The 16,964-nt window shown below is 65.5% G+C and carries 17 protein-coding genes; 16 read left to right on the top strand and 1 reads right to left on the bottom strand.

The features are described from left to right. Positions 1–211 precede the first annotated feature (211 nt). The 7 genes from KAK11_RS08715 (at position 212) to KAK11_RS08685 (ending at position 8,268) form a co-directional block, all read left to right on the top strand. Positions 212–898, top strand: coding sequence for a GntR family transcriptional regulator (locus KAK11_RS08715; RefSeq protein ID WP_210808337.1), 687 nt, complete (start codon positions 212–214; stop codon positions 896–898). Between the two features lie 22 nt (positions 899–920). Then, a complete protein-coding gene (locus KAK11_RS08710; RefSeq protein WP_246498695.1) occupies positions 921–2,219 on the top strand; it encodes a malonyl-CoA decarboxylase in 1,299 nt (432 codons plus the stop codon). Between the two features lie 22 nt (positions 2,220–2,241). Then, a complete protein-coding gene (locus tag KAK11_RS08705; protein ID WP_210808333.1) occupies positions 2,242–3,222 on the top strand; it encodes a Bug family tripartite tricarboxylate transporter substrate binding protein in 981 nt (326 codons plus the stop codon). A 14-nt stretch (positions 3,223–3,236) separates the two neighbouring features. Next, positions 3,237–4,013, top strand: coding sequence for an enoyl-CoA hydratase/isomerase family protein (locus KAK11_RS08700; RefSeq protein ID WP_210808331.1), 777 nt, complete (start codon positions 3,237–3,239; stop codon positions 4,011–4,013). A 27-nt stretch (positions 4,014–4,040) separates the two neighbouring features. Next, positions 4,041–5,579, top strand: coding sequence for a malonate--CoA ligase (locus KAK11_RS08695; protein ID WP_210808329.1), 1,539 nt, complete (start codon positions 4,041–4,043; stop codon positions 5,577–5,579). A 152-nt stretch (positions 5,580–5,731) separates the two neighbouring features. Beyond that, a complete protein-coding gene (locus KAK11_RS08690; protein ID WP_210808327.1) occupies positions 5,732–7,486 on the top strand; it encodes a M14 family metallopeptidase in 1,755 nt (584 codons plus the stop codon). An 89-nt stretch (positions 7,487–7,575) separates the two neighbouring features. Further along, positions 7,576–8,268, top strand: coding sequence for a hypothetical protein (locus KAK11_RS08685; RefSeq protein WP_210808325.1), 693 nt, complete (start codon positions 7,576–7,578; stop codon positions 8,266–8,268). 21 nt (positions 8,269–8,289) lie between these two features. On the opposite strand, the gene KAK11_RS08680 is transcribed toward KAK11_RS08685, so the two are convergent. Continuing rightward, a complete protein-coding gene (locus KAK11_RS08680; RefSeq protein ID WP_210808323.1) occupies positions 8,290–8,841 on the bottom strand; it encodes a hypothetical protein in 552 nt (183 codons plus the stop codon). A 135-nt stretch (positions 8,842–8,976) separates the two neighbouring features. Here KAK11_RS08680 and gspG point away from each other — a divergent pair, with 135 nt between their 5' ends. From gspG to gspD, 9 genes are all read left to right on the top strand, one after another. Continuing rightward, positions 8,977–9,420, top strand: a complete 444-nt coding sequence (gspG, locus tag KAK11_RS08675) for a type II secretion system major pseudopilin GspG (RefSeq protein ID WP_210808967.1) — start codon at positions 8,977–8,979, stop codon at positions 9,418–9,420. 11 nt (positions 9,421–9,431) lie between these two features. Continuing rightward, positions 9,432–9,911, top strand: a complete 480-nt coding sequence (locus tag KAK11_RS08670) for a pilus assembly FimT family protein (protein ID WP_246498693.1) — start codon at positions 9,432–9,434, stop codon at positions 9,909–9,911. Then, entirely contained in the window at positions 9,908–10,282 is a 375-nt protein-coding gene (gene gspI, locus KAK11_RS08665; protein ID WP_210808321.1) for a type II secretion system minor pseudopilin GspI, read from the top strand. The genes KAK11_RS08670 and gspI overlap by 4 nt, the downstream gene beginning before the upstream one ends. Then, positions 10,282–10,947: a PulJ/GspJ family protein gene (locus KAK11_RS08660; protein WP_210808319.1), complete on the top strand. Its 666-nt coding sequence runs from the start codon at positions 10,282–10,284 to the stop codon at positions 10,945–10,947. Before gspI ends, KAK11_RS08660 begins: the two co-directional genes overlap by 1 nt. Next, complete coding sequence (gene gspK, locus KAK11_RS08655) at positions 10,944–11,906, top strand: type II secretion system minor pseudopilin GspK (protein ID WP_210808317.1); 963 nt, start codon at positions 10,944–10,946, stop codon at positions 11,904–11,906. Before KAK11_RS08660 ends, gspK begins: the two co-directional genes overlap by 4 nt. 89 nt (positions 11,907–11,995) lie before the next feature. After that, positions 11,996–13,462 (top strand): type II secretion system protein GspL, encoded by a 1,467-nt coding sequence (gspL, locus tag KAK11_RS08650; RefSeq protein WP_210808315.1) that lies wholly within the window; start codon positions 11,996–11,998, stop codon positions 13,460–13,462. Further along, the gene (locus KAK11_RS08645) at positions 13,459–13,950 is read left to right on the top strand and encodes a type II secretion system protein M (RefSeq protein WP_210808313.1); all 492 of its coding nucleotides are present in this window, start codon (positions 13,459–13,461) and stop codon (positions 13,948–13,950) included. Before gspL ends, KAK11_RS08645 begins: the two co-directional genes overlap by 4 nt. Beyond that, on the top strand, positions 13,950–14,759 hold the full coding sequence (gspN, locus tag KAK11_RS08640) for a type II secretion system protein N (protein WP_210808311.1): 810 nt from the start codon (positions 13,950–13,952) through the stop codon (positions 14,757–14,759). Before KAK11_RS08645 ends, gspN begins: the two co-directional genes overlap by 1 nt. Positions 14,760–14,761: 2 nt before the next feature. Beyond that, positions 14,762–16,960, top strand: coding sequence for a type II secretion system secretin GspD (gene gspD / locus KAK11_RS08635; RefSeq protein WP_210808309.1), 2,199 nt, complete (start codon positions 14,762–14,764; stop codon positions 16,958–16,960). Positions 16,961–16,964: the final 4 nt, after the last annotated feature.

Genomic DNA, 16,964 nt, shown 5'->3' with positions numbered 1-16,964 from the left:
TGGGCGGATGCTATGCCGACTCCACAATTTGTCGCAATTCCCGCTTAGGGGGGTGTCAACCCTTGGATTTCGTGCTTGGCCCTACCGCCGCGGGTGTGCGGCGGGGCATCCATAGAGGGGGTTGAGGGCTCGGAGACTTGACGGCGCGGCGCCTGCCCGGCTCAGGGAAACCCCTGCTGTAATTCTGTAATTACAGAATTATTCTCTGCTCATGTCCCTGACTTCTCCCCTGCGCGGCACCTCTTTGCACGACTCCGTGGCAGACCGGCTGCGAGCCATGGTGTTCGAGCGCCACCTAGAGCCCGGTGCCTGGATTGACGAGCTGGCCCTGGCCAGCGCCTGGCAAATCAGCCGCACCCCTTTGCGCGAAGCGCTCAAGGTCTTGGCCGCCGAGGGCCTGGTTGAGCTGGTGCCCCGGCGCGGCTGCCGGGTGATGGAGCTGAGTGATGCGGATGCCGAGCAGCTCTTTCCTGTGATGGCCATGCTCGAAGGCCGCTGCGCTCACGAGGCCACACAGCGCGCCACTGCGGCCGACCTGGCGGAACTCAGGCGCCTGCACCAAGTGCTGGAGCAGCACGCCGCCGCCAATGACCGCGAAGGCTATTACGCCGCCAATCACGTCTTCCACAGCCAGGTGCAAGCCCTGGCGGCCAACCGCTGGTTAGACCGCGTCTGTGGCGACTTGCGCAAGTTCCTGCGCCTGTGGCGCGGCCGGCAGTTGGCATTGCCCGGCCGCATGGAGGCCTCGATCAATGAACACCGCGTCCTGCTGGATGCCATTTTGCAGGGCGATGCGCCGCGGGCCGAGCGCGCCATGCACGACCACCTGATGGCCCAATGGGCGGCCCTGAAAGCCCTGCAACGCTTGGAAGCAAAGGGCGCGCCTCATGCTGCCTGAACTCAGCCGTATGGCAAGGCGCTTGACGCCGCAACCCCCCATCGCCCGGGGCAAAGACCGTGCACTCACAGCCCTCGTGCGCGAATGCCACCGCCTGCTGTCCGAGCAAGGTGTGGCCAACGGTGTCGCCCTGGCGCAAGGCTTGTTGCAGCGCTTGAGCAGCTTGGCGGACGAGCAGGCGCCGGCCTTCTTCAAAGCACTGGCGGAGGACTTCAACCCCAACCCCGCAGAGGTGCTGACGCGCGCCCAAGCCTATGCCCACAGTGCGACAGCGTCGAACTTGATGGCTCTGTCTGAAGCGGCTGAGCCCCCGCGCCAAGAGCTGCTGCGGCGCCTGAACAAAGCGCCCGGCGGCACGGCGGCCATCGTGCGCCTGCGCCAACGCCTGCTCAAGCTGCTGCCCAAGCACCCCGAGCTGCAAGCCGTGGAAGCCGACCTGCTGCACCTGCTGTCGAGTTGGTTCAACCCGGGCTTTTTGCAACTGGTGCGGGTGGACTGGAACACGCCAGCCCAACTCTTGGAGCAAGTGATCCGCCATGAGGCGGTGCACGAAATCGATGGCTGGGACGACCTGCGCCGCCGCCTGCAGCCCGACCGCCGCTGCTTTGCCTTCTTTCACCCCCAACTGCCGGACGAACCCCTCATCTTTGTGGAGGTGGCCCTGCTGCCCGAGATGCCCGGTGCCATCGCGCCCCTGATCGACAAAGCCAGCCCGACCCTGGCCCCTTCGCAGTTCAAAGTAGCCACCTTCTACTCCATCAGCAACTGCCAGCCGGGCCTGCGCGGGGTGTCGCTGGGCAATTTCTTGATCAAGCGCGTGGCGCAAGAGCTGCAACGCGAGCTGCCCCAGCTGAAGACCTTTTGCACGCTCTCGCCCATTCCCGGCTTCATGGCCTGGCTGCAACAGGGCCGGCTGGACGACAGCCTAGCGCCCCTGAGCAAAGCCGTGGCCCAACGATTGCGGCTCGCGCATCAGCAGGTGCACGAGGCCTGTGCGGGAGAGCTTTCAAGACTGACGCAGGCGGACACCTTGCCCACCCTGCCCGCGGAGCTGCAGGATGCATTGCACCGACTGTGCGCCCACTATTTGGTGCACGTCAGCCCGCAGCCCCACGGCGACCCGGTAGCGCGCTTTCATCTGGACAACGGCGCCCGGCTCGAACGCATCAATCCCCAGGGAAACCTCTCAGCCCGCGGCCGCGCACAAGCGGCCGGGATGATGGTCAACTATTTGTACGACCTCGCGCACATCGAAGCGCGCCATCAAGCCTTCACCCAAGGTGAGGTGGCGCATGCCCGTGCGGTGAGCCGCTTGCTGTAACCACAACCATACCGGAGACACCATGAACCAGACCTTTGCCCTCACCCGCCGTGCGCTGCTTGCGGCCATCAGCCTGGGCCTGGCCGCCATGGCGCAGGCACAAACTTGGCCGACCAAGCCCGTGACCTTTGTCGTGCCCTTCCCGGCCGGGGGCGGCACGGACGCCTTTGCGCGCCCGCTGACCGCCGTGCTCAGCAAGCAGATGGGCAAGCAGGTGATCATCGACAACAAGGGCGGCGCGGGCGGCACGCTGGGGGCCTCATTGGCGGCCAAAGCAGCTCCGGATGGCTACACCTTTTTCATGGGTGCCGTGCACCATGCGATTGCCCCGTCGATGTACCCCAAGCTGGACTACAACATTGAGTCTGACTTCATCCCGGTGGGCCTGATCTCCAGCGTGCCCCAAGTGATTGTGGTCAACCCACAGCGCGTGCCCGCGACCGACCTGAAGGGCTTTTTGGACTATGTGCGCAAGAACCCGGGCAAGCTGAACTACGGCTCGGCCGGCAACGGCACCTCGCACCACTTGGCCGGTGAACTGTTCAAGCTGCAAACCCAAACCTTCATCACCCACATCCCCTATCGCGGCGCGGGCCCCGCCCTGCAAGACCTGATCGGCGGCCAAGTCGATGTGATGTTCGACGGCCTGGGCTCCTCGGCCACCCACATCAAGAACGGCCGCATCAAGGCCCTGGCCGTGGGCAGCGACAAGCGCGCGCCTGGGTTCCCGGACGTGCTCACCGCCGCTGAAGGCGGTGTGCCCACCTACCAAGTGGCCACTTGGTATGGCCTGTGGGCACCCAAGGGCACGCCCAAGGAGGTGGTGGCGCAGATGCAGGCCGAGCTCAAGAAAGCCTTGAACTCCGACGAGTTGAAAAACACCTGGACAGGCCTGGGCACCAGCACGCCCAACCTGTGGGGCGACGACTTCGGCAAGTTTGTGAGCAGCGAAGTCAAGCGTTGGGCCAGCGTGGTCAAGGCCTCGGGCGCCAAGCTGGATTGAGCCACGGAGCACGCATGGCTGGATCGGTGACCCTGAGCGCGACGGATGCCCAAGGCATTCGCCGCCTGACTTTGTCCAACCCGGGCAAGCTCAACGCACTGGATGTGCAGATGTGGCGGCAATTGCGCGAGGCCGCTCAAGACCTGCAGCAAGACGCGCACACCCGCGTCGTCATTGTCTGCGGCGAGGGCGGCACGTTTGTGGCCGGAGGCGATATCGAGGAGTTCCCTCAATTTCGCTTTGAGCCGACCACACTGGCGCACTTTCATGAGGACATCGTCGCGCCCGCCCTGTGGGCCTTGGCCGCCTGTGATGTGCCCTTGATCGCCCAAATCGACGGCGCGTGCGTGGGCGGGGGGCTGGAGATTGCCGCTTGCTGCGACCTGCGCCTGTGCGGCAGCAGCAGCCGCTTCGGCGTGCCGATTGCCAAGCTGGGCTTTCCGATGGCGCCGGCCGAGATCGAGATCGTGGCGCGCGTGGTGGGTGCGACCGTGCTGCGCGAATTGCTGCTGGAAGCCCGCGTGCTCGGCGCAGACGAGGCTTTGGCCAAAGGGCTGGTCAGCCGCGTGGTGGCTGATGAGGCCGTGGCAGCCGAGGCCCTGCGCAGCGCCCGGCACATCGCGGCCCTCTCGCCTCAAGCCATGCGGCTCAACAAACAGGCTTTGCGCCGCTTTGCCTGCGGCGAGCCCAGCACCCGTGCCGAGCGCGAGCCCCACTTTGCCTATGCCCCCAGTGCAGAGCACCGCGAGGGCTTGGCCGCTTTCAACGAGAAGCGCCCAGCGCGCTTTTAACTGTCTATTTAAGCAGGCTGAACTGAGATGAATGCCAACTTGTTTTGCGCCCTGCGCGCTGCCTTTCCCGAAGACCTGAACGCCACCGCCATTGAAACCGGCGATGGCCCAGGCGCCCCGCTCTACTACACCTGGGGCGACCTGGAACGTGCCACCGCACGCCTGGCCAATCTGCTGGACTCTTTGGGCCTGCCGGCGGGAAGCCGCATTGCGGTGCAAACCGAGAAGAGCGTCGAGGCCTTGGTGCTGTACTTGGCCGTGCTGCGGGCGGGCCATGTGTTCTTGCCTCTGAACACCGCCTATCAAGCGGCTGAAATCGAATACTTCATTGGCAACGCCGAGCCGGCCGTGGTGGTGTGCTCACCGCACAACTTCACCTGGATCAGCCGCCTGGCCTTCAAGGCCGGCACCCAGCATGTCTACACCCTGGATGAGCAGCGCGGCGGCACCTTGCTGGACCGCGCGAGCTTCCATGCAGACACCCACACACCCGCCGTGAAGCAGCCCGATGACCTGGCGGCCATCCTCTACACCAGCGGCACCACGGGGCGCAGCAAGGGTGCGATGCTGAGTCACCGCAATTTGCTCTCCAACGCGCAAGTGCTCAAAGACTATTGGGGCTGGCGCGCTGACGATGTGCTGATCCATGCCCTGCCCATCTTCCATGTGCATGGCCTGTTTGTGGCCTCGCACGGCGCCTTGCTGGCCGGCGCCAAGATGATCTGGTTTGCCAAGTACGACCCCAAGGCCGTGCTGGCCCGCTTGCCTGAAGCCACCGTCTTCATGGGCGTGCCCACGCTCTACGTGCGCTTGTTGGGCGAGAAGGGTTTGAACAAGGCTGCCTGCGCCAAGATGCGGCTCTTCATCAGCGGCTCGGCCCCCTTGTTGATCGAGACCTTCCAAGCCTGGCAGCAGCGCACCGGACACACCATCTTGGAGCGCTATGGCATGAGCGAAACCGTGATGCTGACCTCCAACCCCTACCGCGAGCAAGATGGCCCCCGCAAAGGCGGCACGGTGGGCTTCCCACTGCCCGGCGTGGGCCTGCGGGTGCAAGATGACGCCGGCCAAGCCTTGCCTGCGGGCGAGATCGGCGGCATCCAGGTCAAGGGCCCGAATGTCTTTGGCGGCTACTGGCGCATGCCCGAGAAAACCAAAGAAGAATTCACCGCCGATGGCTGGTTCAAAACCGGCGATGTGGGGCGCGTCGATGCTGAGGGCTACGTCACCATCGTCGGCCGCAGCAAAGACCTGATCATCACTGGTGGCTACAACGTCTACCCGGCTGAGGTCGAAGGCTTCATCAATGACATGGCCGGTGTCGCAGAGAGCGCCGTCATCGGCGTGCCCCACCCCGACTTTGGCGAAGCCGTGATCGCCGTGCTGATTGCCAAGCCTGGCGCCGCTTTGGACAGCGCCGCCATCGTGGCCGCCTTGAAGTCCCAGATCGCGAACTTCAAGGTGCCCAAGAAGGTGTTTGTGCTGGACGAGCTACCGCGCAACACCATGGGCAAGGTGCAAAAGAACCTGCTGCGCGAGCAGTTCAAGGCACTTTTCACGGCTTGAGCCTCGCCAGATTAGGGGGCCAGTGTCCTTAGGGATATAGCAGCGGGCTTGGCGGCCAACATAATCGAGCGGCACCTACCCTTGACGGTAGGCCACCCAAAGCCGCCCCGCCCACAAGGCGGGGCCTCGGTCCCGACCTGCTGGAGACACCCATGAAAAAAACTGTTCTGCTCAGCGCCCTGCTGAGTGCTTTCTTTGCGCTGAGCCCCACCGCGGCCTCGGCCCACGGTGACACTGACCATCTGATGTCGCAAGAAATGGCAGCGGACAACATCTTCCGCGTGTATTTCCCCGACGAGGCCACCGGCCGCAAAGCCGCCATCACCTTCCACAACCAGATGCTGGAGTCGCACTGGAAGGCTGGCTACTTGGTGATGCAGTTGGATGCCGAGGACATCGCCAAGCTCAAGGCCTTTAACTTCCGCATTGAGCGCGACGCCGCCTTCATCGCCAAGCGTAATGAGTTCTTGAGCCGCTTGCGGGCCGCAGGCACCCCCAGCTTGCTGGGCAAGGCCGCAGCAAACCGTGCCGCCTCGGGCGATGTCAGCATTCAGTCCATCCCGGGCTACGCCTGCTACGAAACGGTGGAAGAGACTTTCGCAGCGGCTGAAGGCTTCACCACCACCTACCCCAGCTTGGCCGAGTGGAAAGATGTGGGCGACAGCTGGCAGAAGACCCAAGGCCTGGGCGGCTATGACATCAAGGTGCTCAAGCTCACCAACAAGAACACCACGGGCCCGAACGGCGCCGCCAAGCCCATCTTGTTTGTGAACTCGGCGATCCATGCACGCGAGTACACCACCGCCGCACTGACCCTGGCCTTTGCCCGCCAACTGGTCGAAGGCTACGGCAGCAATGCTGACGCGACCTGGATCCTGGACCACCATGAAGTGCACCTGATGCTGCACACCAACCCGGACGGCCGCAAGAAGGCAGAGACGGGCCTGTCTTGGCGCAAGAACACCAATCAAAACTACTGCGGCGCCACCAGCAACAGCCGCGGTGCAGACCTCAACCGCAACTTCACCTTCAGCTGGAACAGCACCGGCGGCTCGGGCTCCAGTGGCAATGGCTGCGCTGACACCTATCGTGGCCCATCGGCAGGCTCAGAGCCGGAAACCCAAGCGATTGAAGGCTATGTGCGCAGCCTGTGGCCCGACCGCCGTGGCCCCGCCAAGACCGATGCCGCACCCGTCGACACCAGCGGCATTCACTTGGACATCCACAGCTACAGCGAGTTGGTGCTGTGGCCCTGGGGTGACACCAAGACGGTGGCGCCCAATGGCATCGCCTTGCAAACCCTGGGCCGCAAGTTTGCCTTCTTCAACGGCTATCTGCCTGAACAGTCGATTGGCCTCTACGCCACGGACGGCACCTCGGACAGCGTCTCCTACGGTGAGTTGGGCGTGGCGGCGTTCACCTTTGAGTTGGGCACTTCTTTCTTCCAGAGCTGCACCACCTACGAAAGCACCATCAAGCCCAAGAACCTGCCGGCACTGATGTATGCCGCCAAGGTGGTGCGCACGCCGTATCAAACCCCGGCCGGCCCGGACGTGACCGTGCTCAAACTGAGCAACAAGGCTGCGACCACGGGCGTCAAGGCAGGCACCCCCGTGACGGTCACCGCCACGGCCGTGGACACCCGCTACAGCGCCCGCAAAGGCACGGAGCCCACCCAAGCCATTGCGGCGGCCGAAGCCTATATCGACACGCCGCCCTGGATGCCCGGCGCCACCCCTGTGGCCTTGACCGCCAAGGACGGCAGCTTCAATGCCAGCACCGAGATCGCCACGGGCTCGCTCAACACCACCGGCTTGGCCAAGGGCAAACACATGGTGTTTGTGCGCGGCAAGGATGCTGCAGGCAACTGGGGCGCCATCACCGCCTCCTTCTTGGTCATCAAGTAAGGCAAAGGCTTGAACGCCCGCGGGCGTTCTGACCCACAATGGGGCCGAACGGTGCGAATCGTTCGGCCCTTTTTACCGGTGGAGTCTGAATGCTCTGGTGTGCGCGAGCGCTGTGCGGCTTGACGGGCTTGGTCTGGGCTCAGGCAGCGTGCAGCTTGAGCCCCGAGAACTTGGCCGAGGTGCTGAAGCAATGCCCGGCCAAGCCTGACCACGCCTGCCATGCGCTGGTTGAAGCTCAGGTCTTGGCACGTGCACCGCAGGGCCAAGTCAGCCGCCAAGGGCCGCGTCTGAGCCTGCTGCATCGGCGCGGCAAAGCCCTGGTGCTGGACGATGCGTTGAGTGACCCCGCTCATGCGCTGCGGCATGTCTACCTGGGTGAGTTGGGCATCACCGACCTGCAATTGGTGCGCACGGTCGGCCCTGCTGCACCGCAAGCGCTGCTGCTGGTGGCCGAAAGCGGCCAGCCCCCCATGGCCGCAGACGATGTGCCCTGGCCCGCACCGGGTGGGCGCTTGGTGGTGGTCGTGGCCCCCCGCAGCGTGACCCTTTGGCTGCGCACCGCCTTACGGTGGACCCAGGCCTTTCGCTATGAGCCCCCAGCCGGAGTGCGCCTGAGCTTCAAGGGCTGGCGCGGCGATGGTGGGGCGGTGCGGATGGATTGGCAGTGGCAGCGTGGCGGCTCGCCGTGCACGCCCATCGGCGCCACTGCAGGCCAAGTGCAATTGCGTGACGGGCCTTACGGCTGGGAGATCACCCCGGAGCTGCCCTTGCGCTGCCCCTAGGAGCGTGGGTGCCCAGAACGCTTACTCTTCGTCTTCGTCGTCGTTATTGACGTTGTTCTGGGGCTGCCCCGGCACCTGGCCGGCTTGCAGCGGCAAACCAGGCCGAGGCACGCCTTGAGCACCAGGCTGGCCAGGGAAGCCACCCGGCATGCCCATGGGTCGGCCTGCCGGCATATTGACAGCGCCAGCGCCTGCAGCGGCCAGTTGCTCGGGCTCGGGCAGGCTTAACTCCATGGACGACGGGCCCCCTTTGGGCCCCAAGCGAACCAGACGCTTCTCGACGGCCAACAAGGTCAGGTCGTCGATCACCACAGAGCCCGTCTTAAAAGCTTTGGCAGGCTGGCCATCAATGGCAATCAGGGCCACACCTTGAGAGGACATGGCCGCACCGCGGGGTGCCACCACGCCCAGAAGGGCAAAGCGCTCACTGCCTGCAGGCGCAGGCTCAGCGTCACCGTCGCCCTCGTCGTCAGAGGCTCCCAACAGGCGCGCCAGATCGCCCACCTGCAGGACTGGTCGCGTGGGCAGTTGAACCTGATCGGGCAGCGCGGGCGCCTGCGCGAAGAGTTTCACCCCCCAGAACAGAGCACTCGCCATCGCCAGTGCCCAGACGAGGAAGCTTAATAATCTAGAAGCCATGCGGCGATTATGATGGAAGCCACCCGCAGCGCACTGCAAGAACTCACCTCTTTACCCCCCCAAAACATCATGCGAGACCTCCGCCCCACCCGATTGGCCCTTGCCGTGCAACGCGGCTTCACCTTGATTGAGTTGATGGTGGTGCTGGTCATCATTGGCGTGCTGGCTGCCTTGATCGTCCCGAATGTGCTGGACCGCGCCGACGACGCCCGTGTGACCGCCGCCAAAACCGACGTGGGCAACTTGATGCAAGCGCTGAAGCTTTACAAGCTGGACAACCAGCGCTACCCCACGGCCGAGCAAGGCCTGGAAGCGCTGAAGGCCAAGCCCACCGCCGGCCCCATCCCCGGCAACTGGAAGCCCTATGTGGAAAAGCTGCCCACCGACCCTTGGGGCCGCCCTTACCAATTTGCTAACCCAGGCGTGAATGCCGAGATCGACGTGTTCAGCTACGGCGCCGACGGCCAGCCCGGCGGTGAAGGCAAAGACGCCGACATCGGCTCTTGGCAATAAGCCGCGTCCCCTTGGCCCGGCCACACCGACCACGCCAACGCGGCTTCACCTTGTTGGAGCTGATGATGGTGGTCGCCATGTTGGCGGTGGTGGCCAGCATGGCGGCACTGGCCTTGCGCGACGGCAACGCCAGCAAGCTCGAAGAGGAAGCGGCCCGCTTGGCCGCGCTGCTCGAAGGCGCACGGGCTCACTCTCGCACCCAAGGCTCTGAAGTGCGTTGGCAAGCGCGCGCCGCTGAGGGCGACCAGCCCAGCGGCTTTGTCTTCACCGGCCTGTCTGAGAAAACCCAGATGCCCAAGAACTGGCTGGACGCCCGCACACAAGGCCAGGTGGTGGGGGCGCCTCTGTTGCGCCTCGGCCCCGAGCCCTTTATTGGCGCACAGCGCGTGCTGCTGCGCTTGGAAGACCGCCAGTTGCTGCTGGCCACCGACGGCATGGGGCCCTTCACCGTGGTGCTGGAGCCGGAGCCCGGCAAGCTGCTGCAACCATGAAGCGCGTCCGACGTCCCTTCAGCCTGGGCTTCTCCTTGGTCGAGGTGCTGGTCGCCGTGGCCATCGTCGCGATTGCCCTGGCCGCGGGCGGCCGGGCGGCTGGCGCCCTGCTCGACAACTCGCAGCGCCTGAGCGACGTCACGGCCGCCCAGTGGTGTGCTGAAAACCACCTGGTCAACTTGAAGCTCACCCGCTACTTTCCCGATGTGGGCGAAAGCAATAGCGTCTGCCCCCAACTCGGTCGCGAATACAAGCTCAAGGTCCTGGTGCGGCCGAGTTTCAACCCCAACTTCCGCATCGTCGATGCGGGCGTGGCCGATGCCCAAGGCGTGCCCTTGGTGCGGCTATCAGCCATCATTCCGCGTTACTGATGGTCCGCCACCACCTGCCCCTGCCCCCGCGCGGCTTCACCTTGGTCGAGGTGTTGGTGGCCCTGTTCATCATGGCCGTGCTGGCTGGCATGGCCTGGCAAGGCATAGACGGGCTGGTGCGCACCCGCGATGGCGCCCAGGCCAACTCAGAAGCCAGCCTGCGCCTGGGCAATGTCCTGGCACAGTGGGAACAAGACTTGGCCCATCTGCAGCCTGGCCCCGCCGCGCCAGCCCTGAAGTTTGACGGCGCGGCCCTGCGCATGACGCGGCGCTACGGCGAAGGCGTGCAATTGGTGATGTGGACGCTGCAAGACCAAAAGCTCTACCGTTGGACCTCGCCGCCGTCGAGCCGAGTGGGCGAGCTGCAAGAGTGGTGGATTCGCAGCCAGCAATGGACAGCGGTGCAGAAAGACGCCTTGGTGATGCTGCCTCAGGCCAGCGCCTGGCAGGTCTACTTCTTTCAGCAAGGCGACAACAACTGGAGCAATGCGCAGTCCAGCGGCAATGTGAATGCCCCTAACGCGCCGCAGCCGCCGGCCTCAGGCGCCTCTGCACCGAACGCCGACGACGGTGACGACGAAACCCTGCCCATCGGCGTGCGCTTGTTGCTGACCGTGCCGCAAGGCTCACTCACCCGCGACATTCAAGTTCGCCCCGCCGGATGAAGCACCGCCCTGCCCCTCGCCGCCAACGCGGCGCCGCCTTGTTGATGGCCATGCTCATCGTGACCTTGGTCACGACGCTGGCCGCCGGCATGGTCTGGCAGCAGTGGCGCGCCATCGAGGTCGAAGGTGCCGAGCGCGCCCGCTCCCAGGCCAGTTGGCTGATTGAAGGCACCACCGACTGGGCCCGCCTGATCCTGCGGGAGGACTCGCGCGGCAGCGGCGGCAAAGCCAATGTGGACAGCCCTGATGAAAACTGGGGCATCCCGCTGCGCGATGTGAAGCTGTCCGACTTTTTGGCGGCTGACAAGAACAACGTGGCCGACTCCAGCGGGATCGAGGCCTTGCTCTCGGGCCAGATCACCGATGCGCAAGGGCGCTTCAACCTGCGCAATTTGGTGAATGACGATGAGGCCGCCGCCGTCACGCAACTGCGGGCTTTCAAGCGCCTCTGCGATGCGCTGGGCCTGCCCGGTGACACGGCCGTCAAAGTGGCACAAGGCCTGAATGGCGCCAACACGGAGCAAGACAGTGGCACCGCGGCCTCGCCGGACACCCCCTTGCCGCCCCATCGCATCGAGCAACTGTCTTGGTTAGGGCTGGACCCCGAAGCCATCAAGCGCCTGGCGCCCTTTGTGGTCTTGCTGCCCACCGCCACGCCAGTGAATGTCAACAGCGCCAGCCCCGAAGTCTTGGTCGCGGCCATCGAGGGCTTGGACCGCGGCATGGCCGACCGGCTGCTGCGCGCCCGCCCTGCGGGAGGCTATGACACGCTAGACGCGGTACAGAAACAACTGCCTGAGAAAATCAAGCTCAACCAGCAGGTCAGCATCGCCTCCACCCATTTCGAGATCGACGGCGAGCTGCGCTACGACCAATACGTGCTGCGGGAACGCAGCTTGGTACAACGCCGAGGTTTGGAGGTCATCGTGCTTCGTAGGGAAAGACTCCCCCCAGAATAAGCCCCGCCCAGCGCCGTGGCGCCTCAGGCACAGGCCACAATACTGCGTCTCCCGACGGCCGCATGCCTTGCGGCCCTGCTGTCATCCTCATGTCCACACTGATCGTCCTGCTGCCCGAACAGCCCCGCCTCCAGGCTTCACAGGCGGATGTCCCCCTGCCCAGGGCCGATTCAGCCCTGCACTTTGTCTTGACGGCTGATGGTCAGCAGGTGCTGCAGCGCGGCTTGGCGGCCGTGGCCGACTGGCCCAAAGCCGACGCCCTGGTGGCGGTGGTGCCGATTGGCGACGTCGCCTGGCACCGCCTCAGCGCCCCCAAAGCCCCGGCCGGCAAGCTGCGGGCCGCCGTCATCAGCATGCTGGAAGAAGCCGTGCTCGATGACGAGGACGACCTGCATGTGGCCCTCTCGCCTCAGTTCAAGGCGGGCGAGCCCAGCTGGGTGGCCTTGCTGAACAAGCCCTGGCTCAAAGCCCAGCTCGATGCCATTGAAGCCACCGGCCTGAGTGTGGACCGCGTGGTGCCGGCCTGGACGCCGGAAGGCCCGCCCGCCGCCCATGTCTGGCGCCGTGGTGCCGAGGCGGGTCAAGCCGGTCAAGCTTGGCTGGCCTGGCGCGACGATGACGGAGCGCTTCACCTGCCGCTGGCCAGCGAGGCCGTACGCTTGCTGCTGGCCCGCCAGCCCGCGGATCAGAACGTGGCCTGGACCGCCAGCCCCGACGGCGCCGAAGAAGCCGCCCGCTGGGCCGGTGATGCGCTGGCCACCCAATCCGCCGACCAGCAACTGCTGGCCGCGGCGCGCAGCGACTGGAACCTGCGCCAATTCGACCTGACCGCCCGCCATCGCGGCAGCCGCATGGCCACCGAGAGCTGGCGCCTGTTTTGGCATGGCGAGAACTGGCGCTGGGTGCGCTGGGGCTTGATCGCCCTGGTTGCCGTGCAATTGGTCGGTGGGCGGCTGTGGGCTTGGCAGCAGGAGAAAGCCTTGGCGCAGAAAAGCGCAGCCCGCACGCAAATTGTCCAAAAGACCTTCCCGCAGATCCGTGCGGTGCGCGAGCCCCTGGCGCAAATGCAGCGTGAGGTGGAGCAAATGCGCAGCGCGGCCGGCCGGCCGGGTGACGCCGACCTGGAGCCGCTGCTGCAAGCCGCTGACACGGCATGGCCGCCCTCACGCGGTGCGGCGGACAACCTGATGTTCGAGCCGGGCAAGCTGGTCATCGTCAGCGCAGGCTGGACACCGCAAGAGGTCGATGGCTTTCGCGAGCGCTTGCGGCCTCTGGGCTACCAGGTGGATGACACCCAGGGCCGCTTGACCTTGACCCCCGCCAAGTTCAAGCCCAATCCCGCCGCGGCAGGTGCCCCCCCGGCCTTGCCCAAACCAGCAGCAGTCGCCGCTCCCAGCCCACTGTCGCCACCGGCCGCGGTCCCAGGCGCGCGGCCACTGCCGGCGCCGACAACCGGGCCCGCGCCCGGCGCCGCACCGCCCGCGCCAGAGCCTCTGCAAGTGCAACCTGAACAGCAGCCGCCCTATGGTGCGGGCCAGCCCAAGGCAACGATATGAGTGAGTCCACCTCCAACAGCGCTGGCCTGGCCCAACGATGGCAGGCGCTGAACGACCGCGAACGCCACCTGGTGCTTCTGGCCGCTGCCGCCGTGAGCTTGTTGTTGGTGTGGCTTTTGGTGCTCAAGCCCGTCTGGACGGTGTGGCGTGACCTGCCCGCCAAGACCCGCCAAGTCGAGGGTGAGTTGCTGCAACTGCAGCTCCTGGCCAGCGATGCCAAAGACCTCAAAGGTCAACCCACCATCAGCCCCGCCCAGGCCCAAGAAGCCCTCAAGGCCGCCACCGACCGCCTGGGCGCTCATGGCAAGCTGGCCATCGTGGGCGACCGCGCCACGCTCACCTTGATCGATGCATCACCGACCGAGTGGCGCACTTGGCTGGCCGAGGTCCGCGCGGGCGCTCGCGCACGGCCCATCTCCGCACAGCTTCAACGCGGCAGCAACGGCCTGCAAGGCCAGGTTGTCGTCTCCCTGCCCACGGCCCCGTGATGACCCGCAACAGCCCGCCCCGCCGTCAGCGTGCCAGCCTTTGGGCGCTGGGTGGCGCGCTGCTGGGCGCCGTGCTGGGCGCGGTGGCGTTTGCGCCGGCAGCGTGGTTGGCCCAGGCGGTGCAGAGCGCCAGCAATGGCCGCCTGCTCCTGGCCGACGCCCAAGGCACGGTCTGGAATGGCCACGCCTTGATGGTGCTGACCGGCGGCCCCGGCAGCCGCGACGCCGCCGTGTTGCCCTCGCGCCTGGAGTGGCGCTTGGGCGCCTCTGGCCAAGGCCTCAAGCTGGACTTGGCTCAGGCTTGCTGCATGGCACCCGACGTTTCATTAACCCTGTCACCGGGCTGGGGCCAGTGGCGCGTGGGCATTCAAACCGGCGCCTCCAAAGAGATTGGCCAATGGCCTGCGGGCTGGCTGGAAGGCTTGGGCGCGCCGCTGAACACCCTGCGCCCGGCCGGGCACCTGCGCCTCAGTGCCCACGACGCCAGCGTGATGCGCAAAGGCCAAGGGGCTGCCCTGAGTGGACGCCTAGAGTTGGACCTGCTGCAAACCTCGTCGCGTCTCTCCACACTCGACCCGCTGGGCAGCTACAAGCTGACGCTGACCGGCGACCCCAGTGGTGCGACGCTGGTGAACCTGCGGACCTTGGACGGCGCGCTGCAGCTCAGCGGACAAGGCCAAGTCGATGCCAAAGGCTTGCATTTGCGCGGCGAGGCACGCGCCAGCAGCGGCCAAGAAGCCGCTTTGAATAATTTGCTGAATATCATCGGGCGGCGCAACGGCGCTGCCTCGGTACTTTCGATCGGGTGATCATGACTTCCATCTCTCGCTTCTCATCGTCTGCTGTGGCCCGTGCTGTGGCGTTCAGTCTGGCGCTCCCGCTGGTCAGCCCCACCCTGCAAGCCGCCGAGGACATGCCCCTGCCCGCCACGCGTGCCCGTGCCCCGGTGACGCTGAACTTTGCCAACGCAGAAATTGAGATGGTCTCGCGCGCCATGGGCACCATGCTGGACCGCCAGGTCTTGGTCGACCCGCGTGTGCGCGGCCAGATCAACCTGACCAGCGACAAGGCGGTGCCCCCCGCTGAAGCCTGGCGCCAATACCTGGCCGCCCTGCGGGGCCTGGGCTTCACGGTGGTGGAAAACGCTGGCCTGCTGAAAGTGGTGCCCGAGGCCGAAGCCAAGCTGCAAGCGGGCACGGTGCAGATCGGCCAGCCGCAAGCGCGAGGCGACCAAATCCTGACGCAGATCTTCAGGCTCAACCACGAGAACCCCAACAACTTGGTGCCGGTGCTGCGCCCCTTGATCAGCGCCAACAACACCATCAACGCCAACGCCGGCAACAGCACGCTGATCATCACCGACTATGCGGACAACCTGCAGCGCATGGCCAAGATCATTGCTGCGCTGGATCAGCCCGCCGTCTCGGACGTGGAGGTGGTGCCCCTCAAGCATGCGGTCGCGGCCGACATCGCCCCGCTGGTGCAGCGCCTCAGTGAAGGCGGCAGTGGCATCGTGGTGCCCGGCGCCGCACCCAGCGCCGCCGGTGGCACGCAGATCTTGATCGAGTCGCGCAGCAACTCGCTGATTGTGCGGGCCGCCAATGCTGCCAAGATGGGCCAGATCAAGGCCCTGATTGACAAGCTCGACCGCCCCACCGAAGGCGGCGGGCCCGCCGGCAAGATTTGGGTGGTCTACCTCAAGAATGCAGACGCCGTGAAGCTGGCCGAAGTGCTGCGCGCCGCCATGAGCGGTGGTGCAGGGGCGAGCAGCGGCGGCACCAGCAGCAGCAGCGGCTTGGGCACTGCGGCCAGCCGCGCCACCAATCCAGGCCTGCAGACCGGCCTGCCGCAAGGTGCGACCACCGGCCAATCGACCGGCCTCAGCGCCGCAGCCACCAGCCCGGTCACGCCGTCGGCTGGGCCGTCGACCGGGGGGCAAATCCAGGCCGACCCATCCACCAATTCACTGATCATCTCGGCGCCGGAGCCGGTCTATCGCCAACTGCGCCAAGTCATTGAGCAGTTGGACACGCGCCGCGCTCAGGTCTATGTCGAGTCGCTGATCGTCAAGGTGGATGCCAACAAGGCGGCCGAGTTTGGCGTGCAGTGGCAAAACCTGTTCGGCGACAAGGGCGACAGCACCATCTCCGGCTTGGGCACCAACTTTGGCAACTCGGGCAACAATATTCTGGACCTCTCGGCCGTGGCCGCGAATGGCCGCACCGGCGTGGGCACCTTGCTCTCCAGCGCCAATCGCCCAGCTCAAGGTTTGAACATCGGCTTGCTCAAGAAGATCGGCGACTTCTACACCTTGGGCGCCTTGGCCCGCTTCCTGGAAACCAATACCGGCGCCAACATCCTGTCCACGCCCAACCTCGTGTCGCTGGACAACGAAGAAGCCAAGATCGTGATCGGCCAAAACGTGCCCTTCACCACCGGCTCCTTCACCAACACCGGCACCGGCAACGGCGCGGTCAACCCCTTCCAGACGATTGAACGCAAGGACGTGGGCATCACCCTGCGCATCAAGAGCCAGATCGGCGAAGGCGGCACGGTGCGCATGACCATCTTCCAAGAGAACTCCTCGCTGCAGCCCAACAGCCAAATCACCGACAAGAGCTCCATTGAAACCAATGTGGTGGTGGATAACGGCCAGATCATGGTGCTGGGCGGTTTGCTCAAAGACGAGTACGGCGACAGCGAAGGCAAGGTGCCGGGCCTGGGCAGCATTCCCATCATCGGCAATCTCTTCCGCAATGAAACCCGCAACCGTGTCAAGAGCAATCTACTGCTCTTCCTGCGCCCGGTGGTGCTGCGCAACCAGGCCGATGCCGACCGCTTGACCGTCGACCGCTACGACGCCATTCGCGCCATGCAAGAGGCCCGCCAGCCCGAGCCCAGCGTCTTGGTGCCGGTCAACGAGGCGCCCGTGTTGCCTGCCTTGCAGCCGGGCCAAACCACCACCCCGCTGGTCAAGGTCACGCCGCCCGCACCCGCTGGAGCGAACTGAGACC

It is taken from the genome of Ideonella paludis (genome assembly GCF_018069865.1).
GTDB lineage: Bacteria > Pseudomonadota > Gammaproteobacteria > Burkholderiales > Burkholderiaceae_C > Ideonella > Ideonella paludis.
This window is presented reverse-complemented; position numbering and strand designations above follow the sequence as displayed.